22 protein-coding genes and 1 pseudogene are annotated in these 25,307 nt (G+C 67.2%); 8 read left to right on the forward strand and 15 right to left on the reverse strand.

The window, feature by feature from the left end; all coding sequences use genetic code 11:
- Window positions 1–12: 12 nt before the first annotated feature.
- The 4 genes from M8859_RS06920 to M8859_RS06935 are packed head-to-tail and all read left to right on the forward strand — an operon-like array spanning window position 13 to window position 3,718.
- Window positions 13–402, forward strand: a complete 390-nt coding sequence (locus M8859_RS06920; RefSeq protein WP_159930623.1) for an STAS domain-containing protein — start codon at window positions 13–15, stop codon at window positions 400–402.
- Window positions 392–805: an ATP-binding protein gene (locus tag M8859_RS06925; RefSeq protein WP_051046624.1), complete on the forward strand. Its 414-nt coding sequence runs from the start codon at window positions 392–394 to the stop codon at window positions 803–805. Before M8859_RS06920 ends, M8859_RS06925 begins: the two co-directional genes overlap by 11 nt.
- Window positions 798–1,430, forward strand: coding sequence for a SpoIIE family protein phosphatase (locus tag M8859_RS06930; RefSeq protein ID WP_159930622.1), 633 nt, complete (start codon window positions 798–800; stop codon window positions 1,428–1,430). The genes M8859_RS06925 and M8859_RS06930 overlap by 8 nt, the downstream gene beginning before the upstream one ends.
- Window positions 1,427–3,718 carry a SpoIIE family protein phosphatase gene (locus M8859_RS06935; protein ID WP_249644002.1) on the forward strand — a complete coding sequence of 764 codons (2,292 nt, stop codon included), beginning with the start codon at window positions 1,427–1,429 and terminating at the stop codon, window positions 3,716–3,718. The genes M8859_RS06930 and M8859_RS06935 overlap by 4 nt, the downstream gene beginning before the upstream one ends.
- Before the next feature lie 71 nt (window positions 3,719–3,789).
- On the opposite strand, the gene M8859_RS06940 is transcribed toward M8859_RS06935, so the two are convergent.
- The 8 genes and pseudogenes from M8859_RS06940 to M8859_RS06975 all read right to left on the reverse strand — a co-directional run bounded on the left by M8859_RS06940 (window position 3,790) and on the right by M8859_RS06975 (window position 12,333).
- The gene (locus tag M8859_RS06940) at window positions 3,790–4,788 is read right to left on the reverse strand and encodes a DUF4185 domain-containing protein (protein ID WP_195071386.1); all 999 of its coding nucleotides are present in this window, start codon (window positions 4,786–4,788) and stop codon (window positions 3,790–3,792) included.
- Window positions 4,789–5,058: 270 nt separating this feature from the next.
- A pseudogene (locus M8859_RS06945) lies at window positions 5,059–6,001 on the reverse strand (DNA topoisomerase IB).
- 341 nt (window positions 6,002–6,342) lie between these two features.
- On the reverse strand, window positions 6,343–7,053 hold the full coding sequence (locus M8859_RS06950) for a DUF8020 domain-containing protein (protein WP_159930619.1): 711 nt from the start codon (window positions 7,051–7,053) through the stop codon (window positions 6,343–6,345).
- A gap of 62 nt (window positions 7,054–7,115) precedes the next feature.
- Window positions 7,116–7,490: a PepSY domain-containing protein gene (locus M8859_RS06955; protein WP_195071385.1), complete on the reverse strand. Its 375-nt coding sequence runs from the start codon at window positions 7,488–7,490 to the stop codon at window positions 7,116–7,118.
- Window positions 7,491–8,400: 910 nt separating this feature from the next.
- Window positions 8,401–9,414: a TIGR03617 family F420-dependent LLM class oxidoreductase gene (locus M8859_RS06960; RefSeq protein ID WP_159930617.1), complete on the reverse strand. Its 1,014-nt coding sequence runs from the start codon at window positions 9,412–9,414 to the stop codon at window positions 8,401–8,403.
- Between the two features lie 155 nt (window positions 9,415–9,569).
- A complete protein-coding gene (locus tag M8859_RS06965; RefSeq protein WP_159930616.1) occupies window positions 9,570–10,112 on the reverse strand; it encodes a hypothetical protein in 543 nt (180 codons plus the stop codon).
- Window positions 10,113–10,333: 221 nt separating this feature from the next.
- The gene (locus M8859_RS06970) at window positions 10,334–11,638 is read right to left on the reverse strand and encodes an APC family permease (RefSeq protein ID WP_249644003.1); all 1,305 of its coding nucleotides are present in this window, start codon (window positions 11,636–11,638) and stop codon (window positions 10,334–10,336) included.
- 179 nt (window positions 11,639–11,817) lie between these two features.
- The gene (locus M8859_RS06975; RefSeq protein WP_195071382.1) at window positions 11,818–12,333 is read right to left on the reverse strand and encodes a GNAT family N-acetyltransferase; all 516 of its coding nucleotides are present in this window, start codon (window positions 12,331–12,333) and stop codon (window positions 11,818–11,820) included.
- Window positions 12,334–13,074: 741 nt separating this feature from the next.
- Between M8859_RS06975 and M8859_RS37570 the strand changes: the two genes are divergently transcribed.
- The gene (locus M8859_RS37570) at window positions 13,075–13,434 is read left to right on the forward strand and encodes an STAS domain-containing protein (protein WP_195071381.1); all 360 of its coding nucleotides are present in this window, start codon (window positions 13,075–13,077) and stop codon (window positions 13,432–13,434) included.
- Window positions 13,431–14,399 carry an anti-sigma factor RsbA family regulatory protein gene (locus M8859_RS06985; protein WP_159930612.1) on the forward strand — a complete coding sequence of 323 codons (969 nt, stop codon included), beginning with the start codon at window positions 13,431–13,433 and terminating at the stop codon, window positions 14,397–14,399. Before M8859_RS37570 ends, M8859_RS06985 begins: the two co-directional genes overlap by 4 nt.
- An 18-nt stretch (window positions 14,400–14,417) precedes the next feature.
- On the opposite strand, the gene M8859_RS06990 is transcribed toward M8859_RS06985, so the two are convergent.
- Complete coding sequence (locus M8859_RS06990; RefSeq protein ID WP_195071379.1) at window positions 14,418–14,669, reverse strand: sigma-70 family RNA polymerase sigma factor family protein; 252 nt, start codon at window positions 14,667–14,669, stop codon at window positions 14,418–14,420.
- 94 nt (window positions 14,670–14,763) lie between these two features.
- Window positions 14,764–15,867: a spore photoproduct lyase family protein gene (locus tag M8859_RS06995; RefSeq protein WP_249644004.1), complete on the reverse strand. Its 1,104-nt coding sequence runs from the start codon at window positions 15,865–15,867 to the stop codon at window positions 14,764–14,766.
- A 370-nt stretch (window positions 15,868–16,237) separates the two neighbouring features.
- On the opposite strand from M8859_RS06995, the gene M8859_RS07000 reads away from it, so the two are divergent.
- A complete protein-coding gene (locus tag M8859_RS07000; protein ID WP_249644005.1) occupies window positions 16,238–18,256 on the forward strand; it encodes a polyprenyl synthetase family protein in 2,019 nt (672 codons plus the stop codon).
- 67 nt (window positions 18,257–18,323) lie between these two features.
- Here the strand turns inward: M8859_RS07000 and M8859_RS07005 are convergent, their stop codons facing one another.
- The 3 genes from M8859_RS07005 to M8859_RS07015 all read right to left on the reverse strand — a co-directional run bounded on the left by M8859_RS07005 (window position 18,324) and on the right by M8859_RS07015 (window position 20,968).
- Window positions 18,324–19,142 carry an ABC transporter permease gene (locus M8859_RS07005; RefSeq protein WP_159930608.1) on the reverse strand — a complete coding sequence of 273 codons (819 nt, stop codon included), beginning with the start codon at window positions 19,140–19,142 and terminating at the stop codon, window positions 18,324–18,326.
- Window positions 19,139–19,744, reverse strand: coding sequence for an ABC transporter ATP-binding protein (locus M8859_RS07010; protein ID WP_159930607.1), 606 nt, complete (start codon window positions 19,742–19,744; stop codon window positions 19,139–19,141). The genes M8859_RS07005 and M8859_RS07010 overlap by 4 nt, the downstream gene beginning before the upstream one ends.
- A 174-nt stretch (window positions 19,745–19,918) precedes the next feature.
- On the reverse strand, window positions 19,919–20,968 hold the full coding sequence (locus M8859_RS07015; RefSeq protein WP_159930606.1) for an FAD-dependent oxidoreductase: 1,050 nt from the start codon (window positions 20,966–20,968) through the stop codon (window positions 19,919–19,921).
- A gap of 318 nt (window positions 20,969–21,286) precedes the next feature.
- On the opposite strand from M8859_RS07015, the gene M8859_RS07020 reads away from it, so the two are divergent.
- Window positions 21,287–22,669, forward strand: coding sequence for an ABC1 kinase family protein (locus tag M8859_RS07020; RefSeq protein WP_249644017.1), 1,383 nt, complete (start codon window positions 21,287–21,289; stop codon window positions 22,667–22,669).
- A 26-nt stretch (window positions 22,670–22,695) separates the two neighbouring features.
- On the opposite strand, the gene M8859_RS07025 is transcribed toward M8859_RS07020, so the two are convergent.
- Both M8859_RS07025 and M8859_RS07030 read right to left on the reverse strand, forming a co-directional pair.
- A complete protein-coding gene (locus M8859_RS07025; RefSeq protein ID WP_236565777.1) occupies window positions 22,696–23,937 on the reverse strand; it encodes a PucR family transcriptional regulator in 1,242 nt (413 codons plus the stop codon).
- A 286-nt stretch (window positions 23,938–24,223) separates the two neighbouring features.
- Window positions 24,224–24,874, reverse strand: coding sequence for a TetR/AcrR family transcriptional regulator (locus M8859_RS07030; RefSeq protein WP_195071378.1), 651 nt, complete (start codon window positions 24,872–24,874; stop codon window positions 24,224–24,226).
- Between the last annotated feature and the right edge of the window lie 433 nt (window positions 24,875–25,307).

Raw genomic sequence — 25,307 nt, forward strand, 5'->3', positions numbered from 1 at the left:
TCAGGCGCGGGCATGCCGGTTCCGATTCTGAAACAGGGTACGTATCTCATCGCGTCGGTTCAGTCCGCATTGACCGATGCCGATACCGAGCGCCTGCAGGACGACCTGATGAAACAGGTCAGCAAATATCGGGCACACGGCATCATCGTCGATGTCACCGCCATCGACGTGATGGATTCGTTCGCCGCGAGATCGTTGCGTACCATCGCGCACATGACGCAGCTGCGCGGCGCCGAAACGGTGATCGTCGGTCTGCAACCAGAAGTCGCTTTCGCCATGGTCCAGCTCGGTCTCACTTTCGAGGACATGCACACGGCCCTCGATCTGGAAGAGGGTCTCGCCTGGTTGAACCGAAAGACTCCAGCCCGTCGCCAGCGAGACGGTCGTGACAGTGGCCGCTGAGAACGTGGTGATCGCGGTCAGGGTGTCCGGGGACATCGTGACCGCACGTCAAGCCGGACGCGAACTGGCAGCGAAGCTCGGATTCACCCTCACCGATCGAACGATGATCTCCACGGCGATCTCCGAGATCGCTCGCAACATCACCAGTTACGCGGGCAGTGGCGAGATCCGATTGCTGGTCGACGATCGAGAGGGCCGCCAAGCGCTGGTGGTGCAGGCCGAGGATCAAGGGCCCGGCATCAACGACATCGCCCGCGCGCTGGAGGACGGCTACTCCACCGGCCGCGGTCTCGGGCTCGGCCTTCCCGGCGCCCGGCGGTTGATGGACCGGCTGACCGTCGACTCGGCGCCGGGGCGCGGCACGCTGGTGGAGATGTGGAAGTGGGTACCGAACGGTGCATGAGGACGGGTTCATCGGCCGGATCGAGTGGGCGGTGGCCGGTCGGGCACTACCGGGTCAACAGGTCTCCGGTGACCGCGGCGTCGTCCTCGACACCGGCGGGGGCACAGTCCTGTTCGCGGTCCTGGACGGGCTCGGGCACGGCGCCGCCGCGGCGGACGCGGCCGACCGCGCCGCACGAGTGCTGTCGGAGAATCGGGCCGAACCGCTGGACGTGCTGATGGTGCTGTGCCACCGCGCGATGGCCGACACGCGCGGAGCGGCGATCTCGCTCGCACTGTTCGACGAGGGCGACAGGGTGCGCTGGCTCGGCGTCGGAAATGTCGAATCCCAGGTGCTGACCGCGGGTCCCGCGGGTCTGAAGGTGCACGCGACGGTACTGCTCACCGCGGGCATCGTGGGCTACCGCCTTCCGTCGAACCTCCAGCCGCAGTCGGTCTCCGTCCGCCCCGGCGACCTACTGCTGATGTCCACCGACGGCATTGTCACCGAATCCGCCGCGCGGATCGACCTTTCCAAGTCGACCGCCGACATCACCGCGGACATACTCGCCCGGCATGCCAAAGACACCGACGACGCGCTGGTGCTGGCGGCGCGGCACCGCGGTGCGGGAGGAACGGCCGGATGAGCGCCTTGCTGGCCGACTTCCTGGACGCCTACGCCGACGCGCTACGGCGGCACATGGACTCGCCCACCCAGGCCGGTCTCGCCGAGGGATACGAACTCGGCAGGCGCGCCCTGGTCGAAGGCATCAGCCTGCTCGATCTCACCGAGAACCACTTCCGGGTGGTTCAGGACGTGGAGGAGCGGCAACAGCACGAGATCGCGCCGCAGACCGGTGAATCCGGCGCCCGCCTGCCGGAAACCGCACTGGAATTCCTGTTGCAGACCCTCGTCCCGCTGGACATCGCCACCCGCGGCTATCTGGATGGCACCCGCCGCTACGAGCAACAACGTTCCCGCGCCGATGATCTGGCCGGACGCGACGCCTTCCGCACCGCGCTGGTGGAATCGCTGCAGGACGGCTTTTTCGTCGCCGACGCGCAGGGCACCATCATCGAGGTCAACACCGCCTTCGGCGCATTGACCGGCTACGGCGCCGCCGGTGTCCCCTATCCGCTGCCGCATCCGTGGTCGGCCCCGGAGGGTCCGCGCTATCCCGATCTCGGTACCGAGGCGCAGCGCTTCGTCATCCCGATCCGGCACCGCGACGGGCGCAGCGTGTGGCTCGCGGTGAGCACCAGCGCGCTGATCAGGCCGGAGGGCAACGAGCGGATCTTCGTCGGCACCATCCGCGACGTCACCGCCGAACACGACGCGCAGGCACGCGATCAAGCCGCGTCCCGCCTCGCCACCGCGGTGGGCGCGGCCACCAGTGTGGTCGAGGTGCTCGCCGTCGGGCTCGACGAGTTGCGCCGCACCGTGGGCGCGGAGACCGCGGTGGTGGCGGTGTGGCCGAGCCGCAACGCCGCGCCGGAGGTGTACATCTCCGGAGCGGGCGCCGACGGCGCGTCCCACAACGGCGCCGACTCCCTCGACGACCGGTCACGCGCACTGCTGGACCGGGCCAGACGCAGACCGCCACGCAGCCTGCTGGCCATTCCGGAAGGGGCCGAAAGCTCCGAGGGGATCGTCGCGCCGCTCGGGGAGACCGGCGACGCGGCGATGTGGCTGCGTTTCGCCGCGCCCCGCGCGATCAGCGCCGCGGATTGGACGCTGTTCTCACTGCTGATCGGCCATCTCAGCCTCGCGGTTCAGCGCGCGCGCAACTTCGACCAGGCCCGCGCCACCTCGCTCACCCTGCAGCGCGCGATGCTCGGCCCGATCGACCTGCCGCCGCGTTTCTCGGTGCACTACGAGCCCGCTCTGCCGCCGCTGGAGATCGGTGGCGACTGGTACGACGTGGTGCCGCTGCGCGACGGCACCATCGGCGTGGTCGTGGGCGACTGCGTCGGTCGCGGACTGTCCGCCGCGGTCGTCATGGGTCAGTTGCGGACCGCCGCCCGTGCGCTGCTACTGCGCGGCGCGGGACCGGCGCAGCTGCTCGCCGAACTCGACACCGTCGCCGCGCGCATCCCCGGCGCCATGTGCACCACGGTCTGCGCCGCCGTGCTGGACCCGGTGCGCGGCCTGGTGCGCTACAGCAGCGCCGGTCACATGCCGCCGATTCTCGCCGACGTCGCCAGGACGGGTCGCCTGCTCGAGGGCGGGCGCTCGGTGCCGCTGGCCACCTTCGACCCGCCGCGTCGGCCGGAGGCCACCACGGCGCTCACGCCCGGTTCGACGCTGGTGCTGTTCACCGACGGTTTGGTCGAACAGCGCGGCGTCGACATCGATGACGGGTTCGCCAAGATCGCCGCGGTTCTCGCCGACACCTACGGACGGCTGCCGCGCGAGGTGGCCGACGCGGTGCTCTCGAGCCTGCGCCCGACGGTGGGTTACGACGACGACGTGGCCATGGTCGTCTACCGCCAGCCGCCGGCGCCGCTGCGGCTGGACGTGCCCGCACGAGCGGACGAACTCGCGGTGCTGCGGCGCACGCTGAAAGAATGGCTCGCCGCCGCGGCGGTGCCGCACGACTTGGCCGCCGATCTCGTGGCCGCGGCCAACGAGGCGTGCAGCAACAGCATCGAGCACGCCTACCGCAACGACGACACCGGCCGGGTGCGGCTGTCGGCCACCTGCGATCTCGACACCGTCGTCATCGTGGTCACCGACACCGGCGACTGGAAGCCACAGGCCGCGGATCCCGGGTATCGCGGCCGCGGCATCGACATGATGCGCGCGCTGACCGAGGAGCTCGATATCGACCACTCCGGACCGGGCACGACCGTGCGGATGTCGGTGACGCTGCCCGCGATCACCTTCCCGGTGGCCAATCCGTTGCGAGGAACGAACCGCCGAATTGCCGGCTGACGGAGTTCAGGTGGTGTGATCCCACGAGCCGGCCTTTCCTGCGGCACCGGCGGACGTGACGACTTCCCCGGCTAGACGAGCGCCGCGGCGGGCCGTATTCCGTAAATTCGGAATTGCATACCGCGATAGGGCATACCGGATTCCGCCCATTCGCTGACGATCATGCCGAACGCGCCGTCGAATCTGCTGTCGGGGTGGGCGTAACAACCGTAGAGACGCGGCACGATATCCGGGCCGCCCGGCGCCCAGAAGGATCCCTTCACCGGACGATAGGTCAGGGCCGTGCGCCAGTTGTCGGTGATCCGCGCGGCCACCTTGACGAAGGCCCCGTAGGCTCCCGCGTCGAAACCGGACATCACCCAATTCCCTTGGATGCGGCGCAATCCGATCTCACCGAGCCTCGTGCCGTCGGCCAGGATGCCGAAGCGCGGATCACCGCCGGGATCCCGGCCCCAGCCCCAATTCTGCCCGTTCCAGCCCCAACCCTGCCAGGCCGCCGGGTCGATGAGCGCGGTATGGCTCTCGACGACTCGCCACAACAGCATGTTCTTGTTTCGGGCGAGCCCCCCGGTGGAGATGACGTAGACATAGCCGTCGCCGCCGCGCTCCCAGGAGATCATGGTGCGTTTGCCGCCGTAGACGCTGGTCGACCACCGGACCGCGGTGTCGGTCCAGCTCTCTCCGTTGTCGTCGGAATAGCGGATCTCGCACCACCGCTCGTTGGCCAGCCCTTGGGTGACCATCACCCACAGATAGATTCGGCCGCCGATCGTTATCGCGTCGCAGGGCAGGATGGTGGAGTACTCCGGATTGTTGTGCACGTAATCCCAGAGCTGCCTGGCATTCCGTGCGGCAGATTGGAATTCGATAGGTCTGGATATGTCGTGGGTATTGCTGCGCAACAGCATGGGCGAACGCCAATTCGGGCCGCCCACCCTCGGTTCGGTGCCGGAAAAGGTGTCGCCGAGGACATATCCGATCTCACCACTGGGCATTCGGAAGGGGATGAAGAGATCCGAGCCACCGATGTCCGCCATCGGCACGGGATTCAAATTCTTGATCTTGGGCATAGCCGGATCCTGTCGATACTCGGTGCGTCGCTTTACCGGATCAGCTTGTAGGGTTGCCGCGAAGCTTGGACGTCCTACTCGACCAGTATCGGATGTCGATGGCTGCGATGTTGCTCGTTCGGTCGGATGAATTCGCGGACAAATTAGGAAACCGACTGCGCAGATTGTGTTCCCGGCGACTGTATGCGGCAGGAAGAGCGAACTTCTCCGGTTCGGCCACCGGGACACCGGGCGCCGGGCGCGGTGTGCTCGATCGTCGGCAGTACGGAATCAGCGCGACCGACGGAGCATCCGAATCACCGCTCTGTCGATGACCTCCCGCTCCACATCGGCGGAATCGGCCCGGCTCGCGCGCCGGAGGGCCGCGGCGACGGTCGTGCCGTTCTCGAAGGCTGTCACGACACGTGGGTCGACGTAGGACGCCCGGGCGACCGCGAGGGTGTTGCCGAGCGCGGCGGCGACCTCGTCCATGACCTCTCGTACCGCACGCTTGCGCGCTCGGTGACCGGAGGGGCGCTCGATCGAACCGAGCGCGGCGGCGGCGAGAACGGTGGCCTGCCAGGTACGCAGGTCTTTGACGCTGCACTCGCACGCGGCCAGCTCCCTGAAACGCGCGTTGATGTCGTCGGCGCGTAGTTCGCCGTAATCGACGCCGTCCCGGTACACCAGCAGCCGATCGGAACTCGTTCTGGCACGCAGCAGAGCGCGGACGGCCTTGGCGAGCAGTTGATCACGAACACTCACTTGTCGCCGGATACCGCCCTTGGCCACGTAATCGAAGAACATCCGCTCCCCGGACACACGGACCTGCTCACGCAGCAGAGTGGCGACTCCCCGGGTGCCGTGCTCTTCGGCGTATTCCTCTCCCCCGACGCGGAATACTCCCCGATCCACGAGATCGATCGCGACCGCCTCCACCCGCCGCCGGGCCAAGCCTCGCACGGCGAGATCATCCCGGACCCGCGCTCGGATCTCCGGCAATCGGGCGGCCAGCGCCAAGACCCGGTCGAACTTCTCCTCGTCCCGGTCTTTGCGCCACTGCTGGACAGATCCACACCTTTCGCCACGCGGGCGGGATCGCCAGCGCGCGAATACGCTCCAGTGTCGCGTCGTCATGCACGGGTTCGCCCTGCGCGGTGCGGTAACCGAACCCGCGCCCGCGCCGGAGGCGTTCTACTCCCCCGTCATACGGTCGGCTGCGGCGCAATCGCATCCAGTCACCACGATCATCGGGGCCGGGTTTCGCGGCGGGAAACCGTGCCGAGCGGTATGGCCGTGCGGTCGAAGCCGATATCGGTTCGCGTGCGATCGCCGGATGACGCGGACAATTCGCTGCGCGCCGCCTCGTGTGCTGTGCTCACATCACATAGCTGCCCTGTCCCGCACGACTGAAACAGCTCGGCTGCCGAGGTCGCCGTCGCGCCGCACTCGTCACCTCCTACGGATCGCGCGGACCGGCCGGAAACGGAGGTGACCACTCGATGCCGAAAGCGCCAGGACCCAGCAGTAAGACCTGGCGCGGCACGAGATTCGCGAGTGAGTCCAACCGCAGCGCTACTTGGCCGGCGGGACGAAGGGCTGGTTCACAGTGGTGAAGTACTGCACGAGGGCGGCGACGGCGACAGGCGCGGTAACGAAGAGTTGACCGGCGAGCGTGCCCAGAGCGCCCACGGCCAGGATGCCGCCCAGGCAACCGACGGCGGCGGCCGGGATGAACGGACCGAACATACCGACGATCGTCGCGGCGGCGACGGTGGCGCCGGCGATGCCGCCGAGCACACAGCCGACGAGACCGCCGCCGAGACCGCCTACGGTGGTGCCGATCGCCGCACCCGTCGCGATCGTGTCCTTCAACCGGGTGAAAGCCGCGACTTCACGTTCGTACGGCGTTCTCCATTGCGCCGTATCTTCGAACGGAAGGGCGACCGGGCGGTACTGTGCGTGCTCGAGATCGAATTGCGGTGTGAGTGTGGCGGTGCGGCCGGTGATCTCGGCCGCGATCGGGAAAACGAAATCGTCGACGCGGAACTGCAAAGGCGTGCCCGCGAGTACGGTGCCGTTTTCGGCTTCGACCGCGAATACCCCGTTCTCGACTCGCATCGAGCCCGAGTCGATGTGGACGACCACGTTCTCTTCGGAGGTGGTGGCGGTGTAGTTGACGACGGCACCACCGGCATCGTGAGGTGCGGCGACGGCATTTCCGGCCGTGACCCCGGCCATCGCGACAGCGAGCGTCGATATCGTGGCGATCTTACGCAAAACCATGTTTTCGGAAACCCTGACCTTGTCGTGAATGGTGTGATTCGTCGGCTGCGAACGCCCTGTCGTCAATCCTGTTTCACCGTGCCGAGGACGGTGCCATTGTTCGCATCGATCGTCACCTCGTGCTCGATGCCGTCGGACGTCCGCAGTTCGACCTCCCACACCGTGGTCCTCCCCTCGCCATCGAGTTCGGCGGAGACGACGGTGCTGCCGGGCACGGCTTCGATCGCCTTGTCGATGGCTTGCTGCCTGCCGATCGTGGGAGCCGCGGTGAGCGCCCAGTCATCCGGCAGATAGGCGGCGACAGCGTGCCGATCGGGCCCCTGCGGGCTCGTGGCGGCGTACAGCGCCACGGGGCCACCGATGAGGACAGCGACGACAGCGGCGCCTGCGAGCAGGCCGCGCCGACCGGGAAGGGCCCGGCGAAGTGTGGCTTTCATTGTTCAACCTCCTGCGGGAGTCGTGGTCTCGAAGATGACCGTCACAGTCGCAGGGGGCGGCTTAAGACAGCCTGAAGCCACCTGAAATTCGTTTCAGGAACGGGCCGGAGCACCGTGCGGTCCAGGTTCCGTCCACATCGGGCGTGAGAGCGGCGTTCCCGATCACTCGTAGTTGCCGGTTGGGTCGCTGGCCGTCGCGGCGTAGCGCGTCTTCGGTGTCGACGACGAGCCCGACGCGAGGCTTGGCGTGCATGCGATTCAGATGCGGTCGCCCGGCGAAACTGGTGAGCCGGAAGACGTCGTCGGTCCAGAGAAACCAGATCGGGTCACATGCGGAAATCCGTCCGCGTCGATGGTCGCCAAGTGAGCGACGGTGTCGCCGGAGAGCAGCTCGACGATTTCCGGTCGGCGCAAGGCCCTCATCGGGGTACTCCGTTTCGAGCGTCGCGGAAGTGACCACCGCGTACACCGGCATGTGCGCGGACCCGATTCTCGCTGTCGCCCAATATGGTTCGCGTTTTCTCTGCCATACGCGGTCCGGTGGGGTTAAGGTCGGTCACGGGTCGGGGTTTCCGGGGGTTCTCGCATTCGTCTCCGTCGGGTGATCCCGATGCCGCCCGCGTCGGTTGTGCCCGCTGCGCAGCTGCCGCAGAGGCGCGAGGGTGGGTGCGCTCGATCCCCTCCGACCGCACCCGCCTTCCCTTATCGGGGCTTCGCGCGAATAGTCCGGATAGTTGACACACCTCGCCCGACTCGAAAGCGGGACAGACGAACCGCCGCACTGCCGCGGATTTCATTCGGCGACGAATTCCGTCTCGCGCTCCACCGCCTCGATCGTCTGTAGCGGAACCCGGACCGGGCCGGGTGTGTAAGTAATCGCGCACAGCACCCCGGTGTACTCGCCGAGGCTTTATTTCCGGTTTTCGTGCAACGCGTCCACCAGGTCGGCGACGTCCGCGGCGTCCGGCGTGTAGCCCGGGAAATAGCAGCACACCTCGTCGATATCGCCGAAACGGGCTCGGATCTGCGCCGCGCACTCGCGCGGGGTGCCGACCACCCCGATCGTGCGCACCATCTCGTCGGTCACCAGCGACCGCATCTCCGCGAAGCCGCCTGTCTTGGACAACGCGTGGAGCCGGGAGTGCAGCTGCGTCCATCCCTCGACCTCGAGGACCGGCCGATAGGCGGGCGTGGAACCGTAGAACGCGATCAGCGAGCCCACCCCGTCCACCGCGGTGGACAGTGCCTCCTCGGTCCGTCCGAGCGCCACCATGACCTGACCGATCACCGGGAATTCCTCGGCGGTCCGGCTGGACAGGCGTAGTCCCTCGGCAATGGCGGGCAGCGTGCGCTCGGTGAAGTGCCGCCTGCTGTTGAAAGGCATGACCAGCAGTCCGTCGGCGACCTCCGCGGCCTTGCGGGTCATCACCGGTCCGAGCGCGCCCATCAGCACCGGTGGCGGACCGAACGGATTCGGCCCCGGATCGAACGTGGGCGGCATCAGGGTGTGCGTGTAGTACTCACCCCGAAAGTTCAACGGCCCCAATCCTTCCCACGCGGCGAAGATCGACTTCACCGCCGCCACACTCTCCGCCGTGCGCTGCGCCGGCGCACCCCAGCTGCTGCCGTAGCGCTTCTCGATGTGGGCGCGGATCTGCGAGCCCAGCCCGAGCCGAAACCTTCCCTCGCTGTAGATCTGCAGGTCGTAGGCCGCATGCGCCAGGTGCATCGGGCTGCGTGGCCCGGCGATCGCCACGTTCGTCATCAGTTCCACCGACGTCGCGCCTGCCGCGAGAACGAGCGGGAAGAACACGTCGTGTGGTCCCTCGAACGTGAACAGGCCGTCCGCCCCGGTCGCGGCCAGCTCGCGCGCATCGGTCGCGACCTGCCGGGGCGCTCCGGTGACCTGTAGATGAACCTTCATCGGCGACCTCCGGCCATCGGTGCGCCACGACTTCCGCGACACGACGAACCCCATCGTATGGACAGCACTCCGTGCATGTGTCCAGTGCGACGAGAAATCGTCCCGCCCAAGGCCTGTTCACCGTCTACGACAGCGATGTCACATGGCGGTGGATGTCATATGCCGAGGAGGCGGTTCTCGCGCACGGTGACGATGACGACGATGTCGCCGTAGGGGGCCGCGCCCATCGCCACTTTGTGGGCCAGGCGCGCCAAGCCGACTCGCTTTCCGTACTTGGTCTGCATTCCGGTCCGCACTTGCTCGAACAGGGGTCCCGTCCGCAGCAATTCGGCCATGCCTTGGTGCTGCCGAGAGCCCAGGGCAGGTTCGCCGCGCCAGTCGGCCGCTTGCACGATGACCCGACGGTCACCGGCCAGATGCCGAGCCTCGCTGGAATGCGACGAGATACGGAAAGCCAGACGCCCGTGGTCGATCGGCAACACCAGGTGCGGCATGGTATTCCAGCGCCCCGTAGCGCCCGGCCGAGGGTATGTCACCAGCACTGTGCTCGCGTCCCACCACAGCATTCCCGGGTGCCATTCGCTCGGACGGTCCGGAACCGCGAGCACGCGCTGCGCCGAGTGCGGGTTGCCCACCCGCGGGCCGGAGCCGTGGACTCCGCTGCCGAGCAAGGTGTTGCCGTGTGCTGGATATGTCATTGCGTAGACCTCCGAGACAGGTGCGAGTTCAGGGGATTCCGATTCGTTCTCCGTACTGCGATCGGCGCTGCGGCGCCCGCGGGCGGTATCCGGACCGACTACCGGATACCGGATCTGAGATTGGTAGAAAATCTACTTATGTGCTCACAGATTTTGTGTACCACCGGGGTTATGTCGACGCAAGGGCCTCTTGATACCCGGCCGCGATACCGAGCGGATCCTCATGCGCCTCGACTCGCCGGAAAGGCGCCACGACCGTCCACCCGGGACCGGTGCGCACGGACCGCGTTCACGGCAGCCAACAGCATCCCGACGCCGATCAGGATCGCACCCCGCAGCCACACCTCCCCGTCGATCCGAGTGAACAGGAACAAGCAGGAACCCAGGCCCAGCCAGGGCACGACGGTGGGCACTCGGAAGTGCTCCGCTTGCTCGCCCTCACGCCGCAAGATCAGCACCGACACGTTGACTGCCGCGAAGACGACCAGCAGTAACAACACCAACGTCTCGGCGAGCGAGGCGACCTCCCCGGTCGACGCCAGCAGCAGCGACACAGCCGCGGTCACCCCGATCGCCACCCACGGCGTCCGGCGTCCCGGCAGGATTCGGCCCAGCGCGCTCGGAAGCAGCCCCTCGCGGGCCATGCCGTAGGCCAACCGCGAGGACATGATGCCGGTCAGGAGGGCCCCGTTCGCCACAGCGACCAAGGCGACCACCGCGAACAGCTTCTCCGGGACACCCCCGGCCAGTCGCACCACCTCGAGGAGTGGACCGCTCGAGTTCGCCAGCTGATCGGTGGGTACGACCGCACCGGCCACCAGCCCGATCAACAAGTACACGCCACCGGCGGTGAGCAGCGCCCCGAAGAGCGCTCGTGGATAGGATCTGCGCGGGTCGGCCACCTCCTCCGCCAGGTTCACGGAGGTCTCGAACCCGACGAACGAATAGAAGGCCAGGACCGCACCCGCGAGGGTCGCACCGACAGCGCCCTGCTGCGCCGTCCCCAACTCGGCGAGCCGGCCCGGGTCGGCGTCGCCCCGGATGACCACCCACGCTCCGAGCCCGATGACCACGACGAGCCCGCCGAGTTCGATCAGCGTCGCGGCGACGTTCGCGCCGAGGGACTGTTTGATCCCATAGACGTTGAGCAATGCCAACACGGTGAGGAACACCACTACGACCAGCACGGTCGGCAACGTCACCAGCGCACGAAGGTAGTCTGCGGCGAAGGCCCTGCTCAGCGCCGCCACGGACACGACACCCGCGGCGAGCATGCAGAAACCGGCGAGCGATCCGGCCGCCGGTCCGAGCGCCCGGCCGGTGTAGTGGGCCGAGCCGCCCGCCTTCGGATACTTGGTCGCCAACTCGGCATACGAGCCTGCCGTGAGACAGGCGAGACCGAGCGCGACCAGCAGCGGCAGCCAGACCGCGCCAACCGATTCCCGCGCGATGGCCCCGACCAGCACATAGACGCCCGCGCCCAGGATGTCACCGAGGATGAAGAAGAACAGCAAGGGCGTGCTCACAGCCCGTCGCAACGAATCCACCACAGGGCGGCGGATACCCGCGCTATCGGCGCTGAACCGGGCGGCGAACGCACCCTCTTGGGCGGGGTCGTGTCACCGGCTTCCGGGCGGCACCTGGACGCGCGTCGTCGGGTTTCGGGTTCACCGTGGGGCCGGGTGACAGCCCCACGGTGAACAACTCAGATGCCGAACGGTGCGGCGTAGCGGATGGTCCCGCTGGGCAACGGGTACCGGGTATCGAGGGTGAGGGCCATCATCGCCTCGTCCGGGACTTCGATGGTCAGGCCGATCCCGTGTGCGGAGGCACGGGTGAAGCCGAACCGGGGGTAGTAATCCGCGTGCCCGAGGACCGTGACGAAGTGTTCACCCTGCTCCGCCGCGGCATGTAGGGCGGCACGTATCGCCGCCGTACCGGCTCCGGTGTTCTGGTGCTCCGGCCACACGGCCACCGGGCCGAGGCACAAGGCGGGAGTGTCACCGATGTGGCAGCGGGTCAGCAGCGCGTGCCCGACGGGTGCGCCGTCGTGATCGGTGGCGACGATGGACAGGCCCTCGATCCACGCCGGGTCGGTGCGCAATGCCTCGACCAGGTCGGCCTCGAGTGCGGTGTCGAAGGCCGCCAGATCGATCCGACGGATGACAGGGATATCGGCGCTGGTCTCGGCACGCGTCATCCAGGTTTGACGAATCGTCATCGTAGGAAGAATTCCTTCGTGTTCGTGTAGGGCGCCGCGGCGACTCGCGCGGCGGCGAACGGAATACGAGTCAGGCCGCTGGCCGGAGCGTGGGGAGTACCCGGACGCTCTGCCCGGCAACGGCTTCGCGCGCCGCCATCAACCCACCTCCGATACTGCTACCGATCGACACGAACAAGCGGAACCTACCACATTCCGGACACACCACCGCAGTCATATTTCATGGAGAGCCGGGAACGCGCGAGGCTGCGAGTCCACCGAGAACTGTTCCGTGACAACGCTTCCGGCGGTTCCTATGGGCGGGACCGGATTCGTCCATGCTCGCCGCGGAGCCCGAGGGATGATGGCCGGCATGAAGCTACGCGTCGTCACCGAACCGCACGCCCGAGTGGACCAGCGGCCGGGTCGAGCCGGGCCTGGGCGGCGGCTGGTTCGCCGAGGAGCACGCGGCCTACGGCATCCCGTTCCCGCAGGACAGGTTCGCCCGGCTCGAAGCGCAACTGGCCATCATCACGGGCCTGTGGTCGACCGAACTCGGTCGAACTCATTGCCGCCCAGGTGCTCCCACAGCTCTGCTGGCTCGGATCGATCGTCCGCACACCGATCGCCGCCGCAATCCGTCCCGCGGTGTACCCACGGCACCTGCGGCTACTCGTGCCGAGCCGCGTCCCGGCCGATGCGCACGGACGCGTAATATCTTGCGCGTCGTGCCGGTGATGGCCAATGGGAGGTCGGTGAGCAGTGGATACCGCGCCGTCGGCCACACCCGGGAGTAGTACGGCGACCTCGGGTCCGTCGACTCTCCGGACGTCTCGGACCAGCAGTCCCGCCGGCCTGCGGTGCGCGGGCGCGGTCGACTTCACCACCCGCGATGACTGGCGCTCCGCTCTGGCGGAGCTGGCCACCGGGGACCACGACGTCCACTTGGACCTGTCCGAGCTGACGTTCATCGATGCCTACGGAACCTCGATTCTGGTAGAAACCGCCACTCGGTCACCGCAGGCACGACGAATCGTGGTGCATCGGCCCCCGGCGATGATGCTTCGTGTCCTCGGAGTGTTCTGGCCCTCCCTACACACGATCGAGGTAGTGCACACATGAGCATTCCTGGCGCTGCGTCGGCCGCCTGCGATCCGACCGACCCATTCGTGCACCCTGCGCTGTTCTACCGCGACACGGAGGAATACCTCGCGGGCACCATCGGCTTCATCCGCGAAGGGCTCGCGAACGACGAACCGGTCGCGGTGGCGGTTCCCGGCCCCAACCTGGCCCTTCTGCGCGCAGAACTGGGTTCCGACGCCGACGCGGTCCGCCTGATGGACATGACCGTCGAAGGCCGCAACCCGGGCCGCATCATTCCCGGAGTGCTTCGCGCCTTCGCGGACGAACACCCGTCCGGACGCGTGCGGATCATCGGCGAACCCATCTGGGCCGGACGCTCGTCGCTGGAGTATCCGGCGTGCGTTCAGCACGAAGCTCTGATCAACGCGGCGTTCACCGGGCGGGAAGTGAGCATCCTGTGTCCCTATGACACCGAGCGCCTGTCACCCGAGGTCTTGGCCGACGCGCACGCCACTCATCCCGTCCTCATCGACGGCACCGGCCGGCGAACGAGCGCCGAGTACGACCCCGACCACATCGTCGACTCCTATAACCGGCCGCTCCCGCCCCCACCGGCCACCGCCGCCGGCGTGGCCTTCGACGCGACGTCACTCGCCCAGGTCCGGCACCAGGCCACCGACTACGCCCGCCGCGCGGGCATGCCCGAGAACCGCTTGATCGATCTCGAGCTGGTCGTCGCGGAGACCACCACCAATTCCGTCGTCCACGGCGGCGGGCACGGAACGCTGACGATGTGGACCGACGAGAACCAGCTCCGCTGCCAGATCAGCGACAAAGGCCACATCACCGATCCGCTGGCGGGCCGCCTGCCCGCGGCTTCCTTCCGGCCGGGCGGTCGCGGCCTGTTGCTGGTCAACCATCTCACCGACCTCGTACGCATTCACACCACCCAGCACGGCACCACCATCCAGGTCTACTTCGGTTTCGACACAGCTGCGCCGTAGCGCCGTGACGGTGGGTACTCAGCGCAGGGTGAGCGGTGTCTCGGACTCGACGCGGGTCAGCTTTTCCGGGTTGCGGACGAAGTAGAGGCCGGTGATGCGATCGGCCTCGACATGGAAGGCCATGATGCCGTCGAGCACGCCGTCCAGGCGTAATGCCAATGCCGGGTTGCCGTTGACGAGGATGGATTCGCAACTGAGTACGGCCTCGATCCTGACCTTGCCGGTACCGCCGGTGATGTAGCGGGCCACCTTCTCGGCGCCGATGAGCATCGAGACACCGCCCGAGCGAGCATCGTGACAAGAGAGTGACGCAGATCACCGATCGATCGACCCGAACGCCGTTCGGCGATGGCAGCTCGGCGGCTCAGAACGCGTAGCGCACCCTCAGCCAGGGCGTCCGCTGGGCGATGAGGTCGGTCAGAGTCCGGACTCCCGCGGCTTTGACGTTGTTGCGGTAACGCACGTTCCACATGCCCGTTCGAGAGCGCTTGGCCTGCTGGATCGGCGGTTGCCACAAGAGGTTCTCGGCCTTCCGGTGCCAGCCGAGGTTGACCTCGTGCAGTTGCTCGTTGTGGGTGAGCATGATGATCTCCGCGGCGGCCTGGGCCTTGAAGGCGGAGCCCGTGCCGTCGGCGAGCTGCTCCAGCAGCTCCGCCCAGTCCTCTTCCCAGCCGGGGCGGACGACGACGGGCGAGAAGTTGACGTGCACCTCGTAGCCGGCTGCTACGAAGTCGTCGATCGCGGCGATGCGCTGCCGGATCGGCGTGGTGCGCAGGTCGAGCAGGTGGGCGTCGGCCTCCGGCATGAGCGAGAACCTGATCCGGGTCCGGCCGCGGGGGTCGAGGTCGAGCAGGTCGCGGTTGACGTACTTGGTGGCGAACGAGGCCTTCGCGGTGGGCCACGCGCCGAACGCGGTGATCAGATCGGTGACATTGTCGCTGACGAGGGCGTCGACCGAGCAGTCGCTGTTTTCGCCCAGGTCGTAGACCCACGCGTGGGGGTCGCACTGGTTCGGCACGGTCTTGGGCCCCTGCCTTCGCACATGACGCTCGAGGTAGCCGACGATCTTGTCGATGTTCGTGAACACCGTGATCGGGTTGGCGTAGCCCTTGCGGCGGGGGACGTAGCAGTAGGCGCACGCCATCGCGCAGCCGTTGGACGTCGAGGGTGCGATCCAGTCGGCCGAGCGACCGTTCTCCCGGGCCGTCAGCGACTTCTTGACCCCGAGCACGAGGTCCTCGGTCTTGACCCGGACCCAGCGGTCGACGTTGCCCGCGTTGCCGTGCAGCTGGTCGATATTCCAGTGCGAGGCGACGGTGATGATCTCGGCGTCGGGGAAACGCGCACGCACCTGCTGCCCGCGCGGGCTCGCCAGCGCGTCCGGTTCGGCCCACAGGCGACGGACGTCCAGCAGGCGCGGACCCGAGGTGGGCCGGGAGGGGTCCGGAGCTGTGGTGGATCGAGTCATAGCACCTGCCTACTCCACCCCACCGACATTCCGGTGGGGCGGAAGAGCCGCGGAGGAACCCTCGCTCATCGCAACCGAACCGTGCCGAAAGGGGCGAGAATCCCGCGACCGTCGACCGCGGCTTCGCGCCCCCACGCATCGCCACCCCCGACATGTGCCCCACCGCTGCGGGAGTGGCTTCGAGAGATCCTGGTAGACCCCGGTTGCCAGCCGGGGTTGCCCACGCTGTCACTGCCCTGTGCGCTGTCATCGACCCTACGTGTCGCATCAAAAATGTCCGATACCAACACTTTCCGCGTGATTGTGGTGTCGAATTGCCGTTGATCGTTGGTGTTGTAGTCGACCGGTGTAACCAGTCAGGAGTGCGCGCGTGCCACGTCAGATCGATTCGGCTGTTTTCCCCCATCTGGATGCGGACCTCGACCGCGTCCGTGACGTCCTCGGCCCCGTGCAGTTGCGGGGCAGGCCCGAGCTGGCCGCGCTCACCGACGACGGGGCCGACACATACCGCCGCCTGGTCCGCCCTACCTTGACATTGTTGTCGTACTACCTGCTCACCGACCCCGAGGTCCCGGCCGACGACCGGGTGGTGCGGGCCGCTGCCGCCGTCGAGTTGCTGCATCTGGGATCGCTCTACCACGACGACGTCGTCGATCACGCGTACGAGCGCCGAGGCCGTCCCAGTGCCAACGCGGTCTGGGGTTCGCATATGGCCGTATTGGGCGGAGACTCCGTGATACTCACGAGCGTGCGCATGCTGGCCGAACTCGGCTCGCGCGAAGTTCTCGCGGGGGCGATCGCGGGTGAGCAGATGTGCGCGGGGATGGTGATCGAGGCCGCCGACCTCTACGTAGCGTCCCGCGACGAGCGGTCTTATTTCGACGCGATCGACGGCAAGACCGCGGCGGTGCTGTCGCTGGCCTGCCGGGTGGGCGCGATGCAGGCCGGCCGCTCCGAGGACGAGGAGGAGGCGTTGGCTTCGTTCGGTCGACACTTCGGGCTGGCCTACCAGCTGTATGACGACATCCTCGACCTGACCTCGACCTCCGAAGAAGCGGGCAAGCCTGTCAACACGGATCTGCCCGAGGGCATCTACACCCTCCCCGTGATCCGCGCCGTTGCCCGCGACGACGACCTTGCCCGCCTGCTGCGCAGAGCGATGACGCGTGAACAAGCCGCACATGCGCGCGAGCTCGTCATCGCCTCCGGCGCCGTGGACGAAGCACGAGCGAAAGCCGATGAGTTCCTCGACCAGGCCGCCGGTCAGCTCGCCGCCCTGACCGTGGACACGCGCACCCGCCACGCGATGACCGCCTACGCCGGGTCCGTACTCGACCGGAGAACGCCTGGCCCCGCGGTTCCCCAGCAGTCGACACAGACACCCCAGGCGCACAGCGATGTCCTCCCGCCGCAGGTCGCGGAATCATTGCGGAGCTGGATGGTGGACACCGGCTTCGTCGCCTCCCCGGGCGAGGCCGACTACCACCGGTGGATAGGAGCGATCCGGATCCCGCGACACTGGGCCCCAGCGATATCTCCGGCCGTCGAACAGACCGCCTACCGCATGGCGGTGCTGCTCCTTGCATGGGACGACCTGTTCGAGGATCCGCAACTGACCGACCCCGCGGCCATCACCGCGCTGAAGCGTGGCATGGTGGCGACACTGCGCCAGGACCCGGAGAAACCGTGGCGGCCCGGTGCGATCCCGACGGCGTGGGCGAGTTTGTGGCCGCGCCTGCGAGAAGGCCGCAGCACCCGCTGGCAGGAGCAGTTCCTCGACGGCCTCGAGGACTGGTGCGAAGCCTGCGAACGCGAAGCGCACCATCGCATCAACGGCTACATCCCGCCCACGGCCGACTACCTGCCGCTGCGGATGTCGACCAGCGGGATCGACACCGCCCTCGCCTGCATGGAGGTGCACCAGGGCCAGGAACTGCCGTCGCAGCTGCGCAACCACCCCGTGATCCGCCGTCTCGAGGAACTCGCCTTCTGGGTGACCTTCGTGGAGAACGACCTCGCGGGGTTGGATCAGGACGAGGCCGACCAAGTCCCCTACAACCTGGTCAGGGCGGTCCGTCACGAGACCGGCTGCACCCGCGGCGAAGCCGTGGAGCAGGTGCAGCGCCAGGTGGCGGATCAGCGCGCCCAGCTCGAGGCGCTGCTCCGCTACGTCCCCGCCCTCTTGCGCGTGCTTCCCGGGCTGTCGGGCAAGGGGAAGGACTACGCGGAGATTTACACGAACATGACCCGCGTCGGGCTCTGGGCGCGTGAGAGCGATCGGTACGAGCAGAATTCCGGTCCCGCGGTTTCCGCGGCGCCGGACTTGGAACGCTTGCGCCGCGAGGTCTACTACTACCCGGCCGCCGAACCGGCTCCTGCCGTGCCGTAAGTCCCGCAGCGGGTGAAGCAGGATGTGGCCCGCGTGATTCACCGAGGTGGACGCGCGGGACACTCCCTCAGTTCTTCACCGGCTGCCGGGCTTTCGTCGGTCCAGGGAAGCGGATCCACGTCGTAGGTCGAAGCGACGAGCGGGTGCGCAGATGGAATGCAACCAGTCCGACGAGGGTGCACGCGGTGAACCAGGCCAGTTGCACGGCGAAACCCCCCAACGGCGTGGTGTCGGAGAAACCGGCCGCGGTCGAAGCCTGCATCGCCCCGTAGGAGGGCAGCCAGCGCACGAATTCGCTGTCCGCCCCGGCGCTGGCGATGGGGTTCTGCACGGCCAGGTCGACACAGCTGATCATCGCGATGGCGAACATCCCCTCCACCTCGCGGCGCAGCAGCGCGCCGAGGGCGACACCGAGGGCCCCGTAGGTCAACGCCGCGCAGAAGAGCGCCGCAGCGAGTACGACGGGCTGCCGGGGCGCCCAGTAGCAGCAGATGACAGCGGTGGCGTACGCGCAGACCACCATCGAGGCCACCACCAGGCAGGCGATCTTCGCCAGAGCCAGCGCGACCCGGGGAAATCCGGCCATCGACAGACGCCGGTCGAATGCTCCGCTGCTGAAAGTCGCCGCGAACATCATGAACCCGATGATCAGCGAGACCGCGGTGAGGGCGCCGCTGATCTGGGCGAGTTCATTGCCATCGGCGCGCAGGACGAGACCGGTGTCCCGAAGCCGGAACGGTACCTCGACATCCGTGACCGCCACGCGCACCAGAGTGATCAATATCGGGACGAAGACAGCCACCAACAGCATGGCGAACCGATTGCGCGCATGCTCGACGAGGCCGTACCGCGTGGCGATCACGAACAGCCGCACACCGTCGGTCATCCCGCCTCCTGCCGTACTCCTTGTAGGACGCCGTCGTGCAGCCGCCACACCTGGTCCAGCTTGTCGGTGTCGTGGGCCAGATGCGAGACGACCAGAACGGAGCGACCGGTGTCGCGGAACTGCGCGACCAGATCCCAGAAACGCAGATACGTCTCCCAGTCGAAACCCTGGTACGGCTCGTCGAGCAGCAGAACCTGCGGATCGTGCATCACCGCCAGCGTCAGGTTGAGCTTCTGCCGTGTGCCGCCGCTCAGCGTCGCGACCCGCTCACCGGCATACTCGGAGAAACGCAGGATCTCCATGGTCTTCTCGGCCCGCCGCAGGTCCGGGATCGCATAGGCCGCGGCGAAGAATTCCAGGTGCTGCCGAACCGTGAACGCGTCGTTGAGGACCACCTGTTGCGGGCAGTAGCCGAACCTCCCACGGTGCCGAACCACTCCCCGGTCCGGTCGCAGCCCTCCGGAGAGGACCTTCAACAAGGTGGATTTGCCCACCCCGTTCTCACCGACAATTCCCACCAGCGCTCCCGCGGGCAACACGAAGTCGATGCCACGCAGCACCAACCGCCTGCCATATGAGTGGTGAACGTCCGCCACTTCCATGATCGCCCCTGCCTGCTGCCGATGTATTGGCCCGGCGGCCGTTCGCATGCTATCAATCGACGACGAAAACCCGTGCCACTATTGCCATTTCGCGGCAATTACCCTCCGATAGAGGCAGGGCCCGGGCGCGATGACGGACTCGGCCCCCGAGTCGACCGAGGCCATTTCGTCGGGCTACCGGGAGACGTCGGCGCGGCCGCGGGCGGCGCGCTGCCTGTCGTCGACTATTTCGGTGCGGCGCACAGCCATTGCCTCGGCGGGACAGCCGCCGGTGGTGAGAGCGCGGTAGACGGCGTGTGCGTCTTCGAGTGCGTCACGCGCGCCGACGCCGGCCGCGGGGGTGATCGCGTGGTCGGCGTCACCGATGAGCAGGAGCGGCAACGTCGGCTGGGCGGCGGCGGCGAGGGGCACGTTGCGCGCGTTGCTGACGTGGACGGAGTCGGTCTTGTCGAGCAGGGGGCCGACCAGGTCGTTGATGGATGGCGTGGCCCGCAGGACCGTGTCGGTCCACTCGCTGGTGGGGCGCACGCCCGCGTCGTCCGGGCCGTCCAGAGGAGCGCGGGCTATCCGGATGAACCAGTGGGCGGCGTGTCCGGGCCGCCAGATGTGGCCGAACGTGCTGGCGGCTGCCCCGGTGGCGTCCAGCTCGGCGAAGAAGTGCAGTATCCGGGGTTCGGTGTCCGGTTCTACCGACGTGGAGGTCATCCCGTAGAGCACGATGTCTCCGGCGTAGACGGGGGCGCGGTCGGGTTCGAGGCGTGCCCGGACGACGGAGTCGATGCCGTCGGCGGCGATCACGATGTCATCGGTGGTGCTCGATGAGCCGTCGGCGTGCTGTATCCGGCATCGCCCGGACTGGTCGACGGCCACGTCGGCGATGCCGCAGTCGTACCGGAGATCAGCGCCTGAGGTGGCGAGGAAGTCGTTGAGCACCTCCATCAGCGAGCTGCGGAGCCAGAACCGATGACCGCGGCTCATCGCGGCGTGGCGGCCGTTGCTGCCGACGTATTCGAGGGCGCCGACCGGATAGGAGGCTTCGTTCACCGCGTCGTCGTCGATGCCGAGGTCGCGTAGTACCGAGTGGCCCCGTTCGTCGATGAACAGGAACGCGCCGCCGGTGGCGTCGCGCGGTTGCCGCTCGTACAGCGTGACCCGATCGCCTCTGCGGGCGAGGGCGCCGCCGAGGACGGTCCCGGCAATCCCTCCGCCGATGATGGTCACCATTCGAATCTCCTACTCGGGCAAGGAATTGAGCATCCGGGAGAAAGTCACGCTGAACGAATATGCTGACGCACGCACATCGTGCCATCGCAACCACTCGCCGGTGGCGAAATCCGCGATCACGAAGACGCCACTCTCCCAAGCGGTATCAGGATGCACGCAACCGGTGCCCGTGGTCTGTCCGGGTCCGGTCGACACGGAGATCGAAGGTCGCCCTTGACCGTTGACTTCCGGTTCGGGAGGGTGGTCGGCGAGCGGTGCAGAGTGCGTGGCCTCGGGGCAACGATCTGGTCCGCGGTTGATGTCATGGAGGTGCTGACGGTGACCGGTCGGGTGCCCGAAGGTCGGATGGCACGCAGCGGCAGGCTGGGCCGGCTGGCTGCGGGCCAGGCGGTGCGGACTGTCGGCACGCGGTTGTCGATGATCGGAAGGACCGAGGAAGCCCGCCAGGTTCTCGCGGAGCGTGCGACGTTGCAGACCGCGCAGCAGATCGTCACCGTGCTCGGGGGTATGAAGGGCGCGGCGATGAAGCTGGGCCAGATGTTGTCGGTTCTCGATGTCGACCTCTTCCCCGAATCGCACCGCGAACTGTTCCGGACGAAACTCGGCGAACTCCGCGACCGCGCGCCGACGGTGCCTTTCGCAGTGATGCGGCGAGTCATCGAGGACGATCTGGGGCCGTTGGGCCGTGTCTTCGCGGACTTCGACGAGACACCGATCGCCGCGGCCTCGATCGGCCAGGTATATCGGGCGCGGTTGCGTGACGGACGGGCAGTCGCGGTCAAAGCGCAATACCCCGGCGTGGACAAGGCCATCGACGCGGACATGCGCAACCTGGAACTGCTCACGAAGTTGTGGAGATCCGCCCTGCCGAGCGCGGGCGACAGCGCGGTACTGGACGAGATCTCCCGCACCATCGGCCAGGAGCTCGACTACCCCCGCGAAGCCCGCATCCAGCACCGGGTGGCGATGCGCTACCGCGACCATCCGTTCATCACCGTCCCCGACAGCGTCGAAGAGCACTGCACGCGGCATGTTCTGGTGACCGAGCTCATCGAAGGCAAATCGTTCCAGCACGTCCAGGCCCTGCCCGCCGCCGAACGTGATCGTATCGGCGAGCTGATCTACCGCTTCTACATCAGTTCGCTGTTCCGCGACAGCGAGTTCTGCGGCGACCCGCACCCGGGCAACATCCTGCTCGCCGACGACGGTCGGCTGGCATTCGTCGATTTCGGGCTCTACAAGCGCATGGACCCCGTTCACGTCGACTTCGAACGCGCGGGTCTGCGGGCTGCCTGCGAACACCGCGCCCAGGACCTGTACGAGGCGTGGGCCGGGCGCGGCATCATCGACTCGAATGCGGACCTCACCGCGCAGGAATGCCTGGAGTACGTGTGGGCCGCCGCGGGATGGCATCTGCTCGACGAGCACATCACGATCACTCCGGAAGTCGCCACTGCCGCGGTGGCTTTCGCTGTCGACCCGCGCGCCGCCGAGTTCCGCGGCATGCACCACCAACTGCTCCCGCCCGAGCACGTCTTCTCCCGCCGCGCAGACCTGTTCACATTCGCCACTCTCGGCCAGCTCCACACCACCAACAATTGGCATCAGCTCGCACGCGAGTGGCTCTACCACGAGCCCTCCGCGACCGAGATCGGGCAGGCGATCGAACGATCCCGGGGTGGACGACGACCCGACGCGTGAACGCGGGTCCAGACCCCGCGGCGACCCTACTCCGGCGCGGCGGCCTGCATCGTATACCCGCGCCGGCCGCCTGCGGTCCAGGCGACCAGCGCTGAGCGCAGGTACCACAATCCTTTTGCGTCGGAGGGGTCCAGACCGGTGAGCTGGGTGATTCGCCGGAGCCGGTAGTCGATGGTGTTCGGATGAATATGCAACTGCCGGGCGGTGCGCTGACGATTGAGGTCGGTGCTGATGTGCACCTGCAAGGTCTCCAGCAAGTGTGGATATTCGAACAGCGGAGCAAGCCGGCCGCACAGCGCCTCGCGGCCGACTCCGGAACGGGTCAACTGATAGTGCAGCGCCAACTCGGTGAATCGGTGCAGACCGGGCCCGAGGCTCAGCTGTTCCACGGTATCGAGGAGTTCATGCGCTCGCACAGCGGCCGCGGACACCTCATCGGGCACGGCCGAGGCGACGGCCGCGGTGACCGGAACTCGCGCGGCGTCCGCGAGCGTCCGCACGACATCGTCCAGATCCGCGGCGGTCGTCTCAGTGCAGGGAACGAGGATGGTGCCGCCGTCGACCGACAACAGAGATAGCGCCCGCGCACCGAACAAGCTGGCCAGAGCGGCCTGCAGGCGACGTAGCTTGCGCCGCGCGACCACCTGTCTGTCGAGATGAGGACGATTCTCGTCGGGGTGCTCCGGTACCGCGAGCGCGAGCACGAAATATTCGTCGGCCAGCGGTATGCCGCATTGGCGGGCCATCGCGGACGTCGCGTGGCCGCCGAGCAGCGCCGAGGTCAAGGTATGCACCGAGGTGTGGTGTTCGACGGCCGTGACCTTGCACGCCCGGACGTAGGCTCTGCTGACCGCCGCTGTCGCCAGATGCAGAACCTCCAGCACCGAGGTGGTGCCCGCCCTGACGTCGACACGGCCTGCCTGGCCTGGTGCGGTGAACATCCTGTCCAGCGCGAAGGCGAACCCCGCATGAATCGCGTGCTGGACAGTTCCGATCGGGATCTCCTCGCGTGCCCATCGCGCCGCCGCGGCATCCAGAGCGGCGATGCGGTCCGGCAACACCGCACCATTCCAGCGCTGAATCGCCCACTGCAGGCATGTCCGCACCACCACGGTCAAGTCGGTGTCGGCCGTCGTCCGGCAGGGCGCGGCTGAATCGACCAGGTGGCCGACCACTTCACGAGCCAACCCGCGGAGATCGTCGACCGCGGGTGTGTTGAGCGGAGCCGGCATATCGAGTTCAGGTGGGGCGATGCTCTCGACAGTCACGTGTGGCCTCCTCGTCACCATAGAGCCGCGGTCACCTCACGTCGGGCTACAGCCGCCGGGGAGACGCCGACCGCGCGAACGTCCTCGGTGTCATCGGCAGTTCGCTTCTGCACAGAAACAGTAATCCGAGCGATCGCTCAGCTGCTACTCCGCTCTGAACAGCCCGTTCGGCGCCGAAGAAAGGGCCATGAACAGGCATTATGTCCAACACCTTGCAGATCTTTCGAGCCTCGCAGCCGCGAAAGTAGTTACCCGCTCACTTTTGCCTGCGGGAACACGTCCGACATCACCGAGCGCGTATTGCCGGTTGAACGGTGACAGCTTTGCCTTCGGCTTCGAGCCAGGCGCCGATCATTCGGGCGGTCATCTCGATCGCCTCTCTGCGTTCGCGGCTGTCCACATCCAAGGCGGAAGCGCGCAGCACGGCCGCGAAGCCGGTATTGATGATGACGAACGTCATCATGTCGTACTCGTGGTCGTCACCCGGGCCGAGAACCTGGATCAATACCACCTTGACCAGCAGACGAAGCCGCGGTTCGAACTCTGGAAGACCACTGCTGTAGAACTGAACCCCAGCCACCAGCGCGCGCACCAACTGCGCGTTCTCGACCAACTCCGCGGTGATCGTCTCCAGGACGTCGATCATTATCTGCTGGACCGATTTGTCCGCGAGGCCGAACACCTGCTGGGTGAACCGCCGCTCGATCGTCTCGAGCAACCGCGCGAGCAGCTCCTCGACCAGCACGGCACGATCAGCGAAATACCGATAGACCGTACCGATGCTCACCCCCGCCTCCGCCGCGATCCGGTTGGTCGAGGTATCGGCGATACCGCGCTCCCCGAACAATCGCGCCGCGGTATCCAGGATGTGCTCCCTCGTCGCCTTGGCACGCTCCTGAGTCGGACGACGGCGCTGGCCGACCGCTTTCGACGGCATCGCACCCCTCCTGCCTGCAATCCAACTAGAAATGAGCAATGCTCATCCTACGGACCACGAGCCTCGTCGCCTCAGGAGCCGGACTGGTGGTCACTTGGCGGCGCGACCCCGGATGGGCGGCAAGCGTCCTGCGCGATGGATCCGCTGAACTCGACTCATGGGCTGGGATTCGCGGCCGTCCCCTCGACAGAGCCTTGCCGACGGTACCGAGCCCGAGCAATGCCGCGGCGGTAGGGCTCGAACTGTGCCGATATGTCAACAATGTAGCTCTACACTCATGACACCATCGGAGATTCCGATGACGAAGGAGGCATCCGAAGATGGCCGACGTTCCGATCCGCCGCCCGAACTCTCCCGCGGGAGACCGGCGGCCCGACCGCGCCGCCACCGGTCGGGGCAACGGTCCGATCACCAGGACGACCGTGCTGACAGC

The sequence above is a fragment of the Nocardia sputi genome, assembly GCF_023501985.1.

What these genes read in the sequence shown, in the direction of transcription:
- M8859_RS06995 (WP_249644004.1), bottom strand. Translation starts at nt 15,867, where the DNA reads ATGACTCGATCCACCACAGCTCCGGACCCCTCCCGGCCCACCTCGGGT.
- M8859_RS07015 (WP_159930606.1), bottom strand. Translation starts at nt 20,968, where the DNA reads ATGGTGACCATCATCGGCGGAGGGATTGCCGGGACCGTCCTCGGCGGC.
- M8859_RS06955 (WP_195071385.1), bottom strand. Translation starts at nt 7,490, where the DNA reads ATGAAAGCCACACTTCGCCGGGCCCTTCCCGGTCGGCGCGGCCTGCTC.
- M8859_RS06920 (WP_159930623.1), top strand. Translation starts at nt 13, where the DNA reads ATGCCGGTTCCGATTCTGAAACAGGGTACGTATCTCATCGCGTCGGTT.
- M8859_RS06985 (WP_159930612.1), top strand. Translation starts at nt 13,431, where the DNA reads ATGAGCATTCCTGGCGCTGCGTCGGCCGCCTGCGATCCGACCGACCCA.
- M8859_RS06935 (WP_249644002.1), top strand. Translation starts at nt 1,427, where the DNA reads ATGAGCGCCTTGCTGGCCGACTTCCTGGACGCCTACGCCGACGCGCTA.
- M8859_RS07030 (WP_195071378.1), bottom strand. Translation starts at nt 24,874, where the DNA reads ATGCCGTCGAAAGCGGTCGGCCAGCGCCGTCGTCCGACTCAGGAGCGT.
- M8859_RS07005 (WP_159930608.1), bottom strand. Translation starts at nt 19,142, where the DNA reads ATGACCGACGGTGTGCGGCTGTTCGTGATCGCCACGCGGTACGGCCTC.
- M8859_RS06950 (WP_159930619.1), bottom strand. Translation starts at nt 7,053, where the DNA reads ATGGTTTTGCGTAAGATCGCCACGATATCGACGCTCGCTGTCGCGATG.
- M8859_RS07010 (WP_159930607.1), bottom strand. Translation starts at nt 19,744, where the DNA reads ATGGAAGTGGCGGACGTTCACCACTCATATGGCAGGCGGTTGGTGCTG.
- M8859_RS06990 (WP_195071379.1), bottom strand. Translation starts at nt 14,669, where the DNA reads ATGCTCATCGGCGCCGAGAAGGTGGCCCGCTACATCACCGGCGGTACC.
- M8859_RS06940 (WP_195071386.1), bottom strand. Translation starts at nt 4,788, where the DNA reads ATGCCCAAGATCAAGAATTTGAATCCCGTGCCGATGGCGGACATCGGT.
- M8859_RS06960 (WP_159930617.1), bottom strand. Translation starts at nt 9,414, where the DNA reads ATGAAGGTTCATCTACAGGTCACCGGAGCGCCCCGGCAGGTCGCGACC.
- M8859_RS06975 (WP_195071382.1), bottom strand. Translation starts at nt 12,333, where the DNA reads ATGACGATTCGTCAAACCTGGATGACGCGTGCCGAGACCAGCGCCGAT.
- M8859_RS06965 (WP_159930616.1), bottom strand. Translation starts at nt 10,112, where the DNA reads ATGACATATCCAGCACACGGCAACACCTTGCTCGGCAGCGGAGTCCAC.